The following is a 7,180-nucleotide window of genomic DNA, read 5'->3' on the forward strand; positions in this document are numbered from 1 at the left end:
CAGCAGGCCGAGCAGGGCGGCGGCGAAGGCGACCACCGAGGCGACCGCGAAGGCCAGCGACATGCCGCTGACGAAGGAGTCGTGGACGGCCCCGGCCATCGCGTCGACCACCTGCTGCGGGGTGCCGGCCGGGGCCGGCGGGGCGATGCCGAGCTGGGCGGCCTGGTTGAGGCCCTCGGCCTGCGCCGGGTCCACCGGCGGCAGGCCCGCGTCGGCCCACTCGCCGGGCAGGGTGTCGGTGACCCGGGCGGCCATCAGCGCGCCGAGCACGGCGGTGCCGAGGCTGCCGCCGACCTGCATCGCGGACTGCTGGAGGCCGCCGGCGACGCCGGAGAGCTCCAGCGGCGCGTTGCCGACGATGACCTCGGTGGCTCCGACCATGACCGGGCTGATGCCCAGGCCCATCAGCACGAACCAGAGCGCCATCACGCCGTTGCCGGACCCGGCGTCCAGGGTGGACATGCCGAACATCGCGGCGGTGGTGATCAGCATGCCGGCCACGATCGGGATCCGCGGGCCCAGCTTGCCGATCGCCATCCCCGCCACCGGCGAACCGATGATCATCATGCCGGTCATCGGCAGCAGGTGGACGCCCGCCTGCACCGGCGACATCCCGTGCACGTTCTGCAGGTAGAAGGTGACGAAGAAGATCGCGCCGAAGAACGAGAAGGCCATCAGCACCATCAGCAGGGTGCCGGCCGACAGCGGCAGCGAGCGGAACAGGCTGAGCGGGATCAGCGGCTCCTTGGCCGCCCGCTGCCAGAACGCGAAGGCGGTCATCAGCACGACCGCGCCGCCCAGGAAGAGCAGCGTGGAGAGGTCGCCCCAGCCCCACTCGGGGGCCTTGATGATGCCGAAGACCAGCGCGAACATCGCCACCGAGAGCAGCACGATGCCCGGGACGTCGAAGGACTTGGCGGCGTTCTCGGCCCGCACGTCCTTGAGGATCCACAGGCCGAGGGCCAGCGCGATCAGGCCGACCGGGATGTTGATGAAGAACACCGACTCCCAGTTGACGTGCTCGACCAGCAGGCCGCCGACGATCGGGCCGGCCGCGGTGGAGGCGCCGATGACACCGCCCCAGATGCCGATCGCCATGTTGAGCTTCTCGGCCGGGAAGGCCCCGCGCAGCAGGCCGAGCGCGGCCGGCTGGAGCAGTGCGCCGAACAGGCCCTGGAGGACGCGGAAGGCGATCACCGTCTGGATGTTCCCGGCGAAGCCGATCGCCGCCGAGGTGACGGCGAAGCCGACCGCGCCGACCAGGAAGGTGTTCTTGTGGCCGAACCGGTCGCCGATCTTGCCGGCGGTGATCAGGAAGACCGCCAGCGCCAGCAGGTAGCCGCTGGTCACCCACTGGATCTCGGAGGGCGCGGCGTTCAGGTCGGCCTGGATGACCGGGTTGGCGATCGCGACGATGGTGCCGTCCAGGGCGACCATCATCACGCCCACGGCGACGGTGAGCAGGGTCAGCCAGGGGTGTCCCTGGAGGCTCCTCCCACCCGGTGACGTGCCCGGCGGCGGGCTGTCCGCCGTGGCGCTCTTGGTGAGGGACTGACTCATCTGGGCCCTCCGGGGGCTGGCTGCGGTCGGACGTGGAGGTGGCGCCCCGGCCCACCCGTCCCCACGAGTGCCCGGCCCGGGGGCGCCACCCGATGCAGATTATGTCAGTCACTGACATACGGCAAACGCTGACTTGTGCGCCCGACTGCCATTTGGCAGATCGCTACAGTAGCCTCCACACCACCAGCCCGATCTCCGTCCGGAAGGCCCGCACCATGGCCGCTCAGCCCGCTTCCCCCGCCCCCGTCCAGGAGCCCGGACTGCGCGCCAGGAAGAAGCAGCGCACCCGGGACGCGCTCATCGAGGCGGCCCACCGGCTCTTCCTCGGCCAGGGCTTCGCCCGCACCACCGTCGACGAGATCGCCGCCGCCGTCGACGTCTCGCAGCGCACCTTCTTCCGCTACTTCGCCAACAAGGACGAGGTCGCCCTCGCCGTCCTCGCCGAGGCCGAGGACCACTTCATCCAGCAGCTGCGCACCCGCCCCGCCGAGGAGACCCCGCTCCAGGCGCTGCGCGCCGCGATCGTCGACGCCTGGCGCGACCGCGGCGGCCGGGACACCGGCCCCAGCTCGGTGACGGCCGCGCTGGAGCTGATCCGGATGATCGAGGAGACCCCCACCCTGCTCGCCGCCCACCTGCGCCGGGTGACCGAGCAGGAGCACGTGCTGATCCGGATCATCGCCGAGCGCGAGGGCGTCGACCCGGCCGAGGACCTGCGGCCCGCCGTGCTCGCGGCGGTCTTCGCCGGCGTGCTGCGCACCGCCCACCTCTCCTGGAGCGCCGACCAGGAGGACACCGGCCCGGAGGGCATGGTCGCGCTGATCGACCGCCACTTCGACCAGCTCGTCCCGGCCCTGGCCGGCCACTGGCGGTCCTGATACCCGGGTATGACACCGAGGACCGGACCCAGGGGTGACGCGGGGCCCACCGGGCCGCCCTAGGCTGACCGGATGACCACGCCACTCACCGGGCCCGCCCCGGGCGGTCCGGTGCGCGCGCTGCTCGCCCCGCTCACCCGCCCGTCCACCGACCACACCCCGCTGCTCGCCCAGGCCTCCCGCCGCTGGGTCCGCCTCCTCCCCTACATCCTCGCCGCGGGCGCGATCGCCTCACTGCTGCCGACCGGCATCCTCGTGCTGGTCAACGACTACGGGGTGGACGGGGGCCCGGCCGCCGCCCTCGCCGTGGTCCAGACGGTGCCGCTGCTGCTCGCCGTCACCCGGCCGCTGCCCGCCTGGTGGATCACCGGCGGCGGCGCCCTGCTGGCCTCGCTGCTGGTCCTCGTCACCGGCGACGGCGCCAGCCCCAGCGGGGTCGACGGCCCCTGGCCGTGGCCGCCGCCGGGCATCGTCGGCTACCTCCTGCTGATGCTGACGCTCGCCCTGCGCGAGAGCCGGCGCACCCTGGTCGCGGTCTGGCTGGTCACCGCCGCGGCGAGCCTGGGGCTCTCCGTCCTCGGCGTCGCCGGCGGGTTCGGCGGCGACGACAGCCTGCTCGCCACCGCCCTGGCCGGCGCCGTCCTGGTGCTCGGCGGGGCGCTGCGCGAGCGCGCCGAGGCCCGTCGGCTGCTCGCCGAGCAGGAGCACATCAGCGAGGCCGAGCGCGAGCGGCGCACCCTGCTGGAGGAGCGCGCCCGGATCGCCCGCGAACTGCACGACGTGGTCGCCCACCACATGTCGGTGATCGCCGTGCAGGCGGCCAGTGCGCCGTACCGGATCACCGGCGTCCCGGCCGAGGCCGCCGAGGAGTTCACCGCGATCGCGGGCACCGCGCGCGAGTCGCTGGCCGAGATGCGGCGGCTGCTGGGGGTGCTGCGCAGCGAGGAGTCCGGCGCCGAGAAGGCTCCGCAGCCCGGCGTCGGCCAGCTCGCCCAGCTGGTCGACACGGTCCGCCGGGCGGGCGTGTCCGCCGAGCTCACGCTCGCCCCGGAAGCGGCCGACGAGCCGCTGCCGTCGGCCGTCGACCTCTCCGCGTACCGGATCGTCCAGGAGGCACTGGCCAATGTGGTCCGGCACGCCCCCGGCGCCGCGGCCTGGGTCTCGCTGGCCGTCGCCGACGGATCCCTGCTGGTCACCGTGGTCAACGCGGTCCCGCCGGTGCGGGCCGAGTCGTTGGAGGCCTCGGTCGAGGGCACCGGTCAGGGCCTGGTCGGCATGCGTGAGCGGGTGCGGCTGCTGGAGGGCCGGCTGGACACCGGGCCGCTGCCGGACGGCGGGTTCAAGGTGGCCGCCGTACTGCCGCTCGGCGCGTTGACGGATACTCGATCGGACGCACCGTAGGACGCCCCCGGGAGAGCACCGTATGACCATCCGCGTGATCATCGTCGACGACCAGGCGATGGTGCGGGCCGGATTCGCCGCCCTGCTGAACGCGCAGAGCGACATCGACGTGGTGGGGGACGCCGCGGACGGCGCCCAGGCCCTGGAGGTGAGCGGCCGCACCCATCCGGACGTGGTGCTGATGGACGTCCGGATGCCCGTCATGGACGGCCTGGAGGCGGCCCGCCGGCTGCTGGACCCGACCGTGCCCGGCGCACACCGCCCCAAGGTGCTGATGCTCACCACCTTCGACGTGGACGACTACGTCTACGACGCGCTGCGGGCCGGCGCCAGCGGCTTCCTGCTCAAGGACGCGCCCCCGGACGACCTCATCGCCGCCGTCCGGGTGGTCGCGGCCGGCGAGGCGCTGCTCGCCCCCTCGGTCACCCGGCGGCTGATCGAGGACTTCGCCCGGACCAGGCCGGCCAGGCGCCGCGACCCCGGGCTGCGGCTCAACGGGCTGACCCCGCGCGAGACCGAGGTCCTGGAGCTCATCGCCCGGGGCCTGTCCAACCAGGAGATCGCCGCCCGGCTGGTCCTCGCCGAGCAGACCGTGAAGACCCACATCGGCCGGATCCTGGCCAAGCTCGACCTGCGCGACCGCGCCCAGGCGGTGGTGCTCGCCTACGAGTCCGGCCTGGTGACCCCCGGCCAGTGAGCCCGCCCCCGGGGGCGGCGAGACCCCGGTGGGGCTGCCCCCCCGGGGGAAAACCCCCTGATACCCGGGTAGCACCCGGCAGTTGGCTCCGCGGAGTGATGTCCGCGGGGCCGCCCCGTTTCTACCTTCCTCTCCATCGAAGCCGTACAGGCCACGGAGGGAACGGACATGACGAGGAACCGGATGGCCCGGACGGCGGCCGCCGTCGCGCTGGCGCTGGCCGCCGTGCTGGGGGCGGGCGGCTGGGCCGCCGGCGGCGAGCGGCCGGTGACCGGTCCGCCGCCCGGGACCGCCGCCTGGGTCGCCGACACCGCCCCCGGCGTCCCGCTGCCCGACCCGGCCACCGCCACCCCCGCCGAGGTGGCCGCGTTCTTCGCCGCTCTGCCGCCCGCCGACCGGGAGGACCTGGCCGTCCGTCACCCGCTGGTGGTCGGCAACCTGGACGGCGCGCCCGTCGACCTGCGCCACCGGGCCAACGCCCGGGCCGTCGCCGAGGAGCGCGAGCGCGCCCTGGCCCGGGCCGCCGACCCGGCACTCCCCGCACGCGACCGCGCCGCCGCCCGGGAGCGCGCCGAGCGCTACCGCACCCTGCTCGACGACGCCTCGCCGGACGGGCCCCGCCGCTTCCTGGCCTTCGACCCGCGCGGCCGCGGCCAGGTCGCCGAGGTGTTCGGCGACCTCGCCACCGCCCGGCGCACCGCGGTCGTCGTCCCCGGCTCCGACATCGACCTGCGCACCTTCGACCGAGCCGGCGACCCCTACGGCACCCCCGTCGGCATGGCCCGGGCGCTGTACGGGGCGACCGGCGGGGGCACCGCCGTGGTCGCCTGGGCGGGCTACACCACCCCGGTCGGCGTCGGTCCGGACGCCGCCGCCGAGACCCTCGCCGGAGCCGGCGCCGAGCGGCTGGCCCGGCTGCTGGACGGACTGGCCGTCAGCACCCGGCCCGACGCCCCGGCCACGGTCTTCTGCCACAGCTACGGCTCGGTGGTCTGCGGGCTGGCCCGGCCGACCCCGCGGCAGTCCTCCGGCGTGGTGGTGCTCGGTTCGCCGGGCCTGGGCGTCGGCTCGGCCGGCGGCCTCGACCCGGGCGTCCCGCTCTGGGCCACCGCCCGCAACGGCTCCGACTGGATCGGCAACGTGCCGAACGTGCGCCTGTTCGGCCTCGGCCACGGCGCCGACCCGACCGACCCGGCCTTCGGCGCCCGCCCGCTGCCGTCCACCGGCTCGCACGGCCACACCGGCTACTTCGCCCCGGGCACCGCCTCGCTGGCCGCCTTCGCCGACGTCGCGCTCGGCCGCTGACCCCGGCCCCTCCCCCTGCACGCCTCCCCCGTGAACGGAGACCCCGTCATGCCCAGCACCCTGCTCGCCCCGCTGCACCGGTCCGCCCGCCAGGTGGACGCCCGCACCCCCGAGAGCCGTGACCGCGCCCTGGACGGCCTGCGCGCCCTCGCCCTGCTCGCCGTCCCGGTCGGCCACTGGATGCTCGGCGGCTTCACCCGCTCCGCCGACGGCGCCCTGCACAACGCCAGCCCGCTCTCCTCCCCCGACCTCGGCTTCTTCGCCCCGGTCAGCTGGGGGCTCCAACTGCTGGGCGTGTTCTTCCTGGTCGGCGGCCACTCCGCGGTCCGCTCCCGGGAACGGGCCCGGGAACGGGGGGTCGGCTACGCGGGCTGGCTGCGCGGCCGGGCGGTGCGGCTGCTCCGGCCGGTGCTCGGGGTGACCGCCGTCTGGGCGCTGCTGATCCCGCTGCTGCCCCGCCTCGGCGTTCCCGCCGACACCGTGCGGACCGGCTCGACGCTGGTGGTGCAGCCGCTCTGGTACATCGCCGTCTACCTGGGCCTGACCGCGCTCACCCCGCTCTGCGCGGCCGCCGCCCGCCGGCTGGGCGGCTGGTCGGCGGGCGTGCTGCTCGCCGCCGTCGCCGTCGTCGACCTGCTGCGGTACGGGCCGTGGGCGGAGTCGGTGCCGTCCTGGGTCGCCCTGCTGAACATCCTTCCGGGCTGGCTGTTCGGCTACCAGCTGGGCGTGCTCTGGGCCGCGGGCCGGCTGGGCCGTCCGGCGGCGCGGCTGCTGCTGGCCGGCGGCGCGGCACTGTTCGCGGTGCTGCTGCTGGTCTTCCACTACCCGGCCTCGATGGTCGGGGTGCCGGGCGCCGAGCGCACCAACTCGCACCCGCCGTCCCTGCTGGTGCTCGCGCTGGCCGCGGTGCAGTGCGGCGCGGCGGTGCTGCTGCGCGAGCGGCTCGGCCGACTGCTGACCCGGCGTCCGCTGCTCTGGCTTCCGGTGGTGGCGGTGAACCTCTCGGCGATGACGATCTTCTGCTGGCACCAGAGCGCGATGCTCGCGGTCGCGGTGCCCGGTGCGGCCGTCCTCGGCGAGGTTCCGGGGCTGACGGTGGCGCCGGACTCGCTCGGCTGGGTCGCACTGCGGCTGGCGCTGCTGCCGCTGTTCGGCGCCGTGCTGGTGGCGATCGGCCGGTTCACCCGGCGCTTCGACGGTCCGTGGACGGGATTCTCCCGGCCGGCCAGGGCGGTGGCCGGCGCGGGGGTGGCGTTCTTCGCCGCGTACGCGCTGGGCGTCGTCTGACGCGCGCGGGCGCTCGGAGCCCACGGCGGGCGCGGACCGGGAGGTCCGCGCC

6 protein-coding genes are annotated in these 7,180 nt (G+C 75.3%); 5 read left to right on the forward strand and 1 reads right to left on the reverse strand.

The window, feature by feature from the left end:
- Positions 1 to 1,560, reverse strand: a 1,560-nt coding sequence (locus ACFU74_RS34830) for an MFS transporter (RefSeq protein ID WP_380764145.1), incomplete at its 3' end; no start/stop codon positions are given.
- A gap of 215 nt (positions 1,561 to 1,775) precedes the next feature.
- On the opposite strand from ACFU74_RS34830, the gene ACFU74_RS34835 reads away from it, so the two are divergent.
- From ACFU74_RS34835 to ACFU74_RS34855, 5 genes are all read left to right on the forward strand, one after another.
- Positions 1,776 to 2,438 (forward strand): TetR family transcriptional regulator, encoded by a 663-nt coding sequence (locus ACFU74_RS34835; protein WP_380764146.1) that lies wholly within the window; start codon positions 1,776 to 1,778, stop codon positions 2,436 to 2,438.
- Positions 2,439 to 2,510: 72 nt separating this feature from the next.
- The gene (locus ACFU74_RS34840) at positions 2,511 to 3,839 is read left to right on the forward strand and encodes a sensor histidine kinase (protein ID WP_380764147.1); all 1,329 of its coding nucleotides are present in this window, start codon (positions 2,511 to 2,513) and stop codon (positions 3,837 to 3,839) included.
- Between the two features lie 22 nt (positions 3,840 to 3,861).
- Positions 3,862 to 4,536, forward strand: coding sequence for a response regulator (locus ACFU74_RS34845; RefSeq protein ID WP_380764148.1), 675 nt, complete (start codon positions 3,862 to 3,864; stop codon positions 4,534 to 4,536).
- Between the two features lie 168 nt (positions 4,537 to 4,704).
- A complete protein-coding gene (locus ACFU74_RS34850; protein ID WP_380764149.1) occupies positions 4,705 to 5,841 on the forward strand; it encodes an alpha/beta hydrolase in 1,137 nt (378 codons plus the stop codon).
- A gap of 48 nt (positions 5,842 to 5,889) precedes the next feature.
- Positions 5,890 to 7,128 (forward strand): acyltransferase, encoded by a 1,239-nt coding sequence (locus ACFU74_RS34855; RefSeq protein WP_380764150.1) that lies wholly within the window; start codon positions 5,890 to 5,892, stop codon positions 7,126 to 7,128.
- The last annotated feature ends 52 nt before the right edge of the window (positions 7,129 to 7,180 follow it).

It is taken from the genome of Kitasatospora sp. NPDC057500 (assembly GCF_042802195.1).
Taxonomy (GTDB): Bacteria; Actinomycetota; Actinomycetes; order Streptomycetales; family Streptomycetaceae; genus Kitasatospora.

What these genes read in the sequence shown, in the direction of transcription:
- ACFU74_RS34835 (WP_380764146.1), top strand. Translation starts at nt 1,776, where the DNA reads ATGGCCGCTCAGCCCGCTTCCCCCGCCCCCGTCCAGGAGCCCGGACTG.
- ACFU74_RS34840 (WP_380764147.1), top strand. Translation starts at nt 2,511, where the DNA reads ATGACCACGCCACTCACCGGGCCCGCCCCGGGCGGTCCGGTGCGCGCG.
- ACFU74_RS34845 (WP_380764148.1), top strand. Translation starts at nt 3,862, where the DNA reads ATGACCATCCGCGTGATCATCGTCGACGACCAGGCGATGGTGCGGGCC.
- ACFU74_RS34850 (WP_380764149.1), top strand. Translation starts at nt 4,705, where the DNA reads ATGACGAGGAACCGGATGGCCCGGACGGCGGCCGCCGTCGCGCTGGCG.
- ACFU74_RS34855 (WP_380764150.1), top strand. Translation starts at nt 5,890, where the DNA reads ATGCCCAGCACCCTGCTCGCCCCGCTGCACCGGTCCGCCCGCCAGGTG.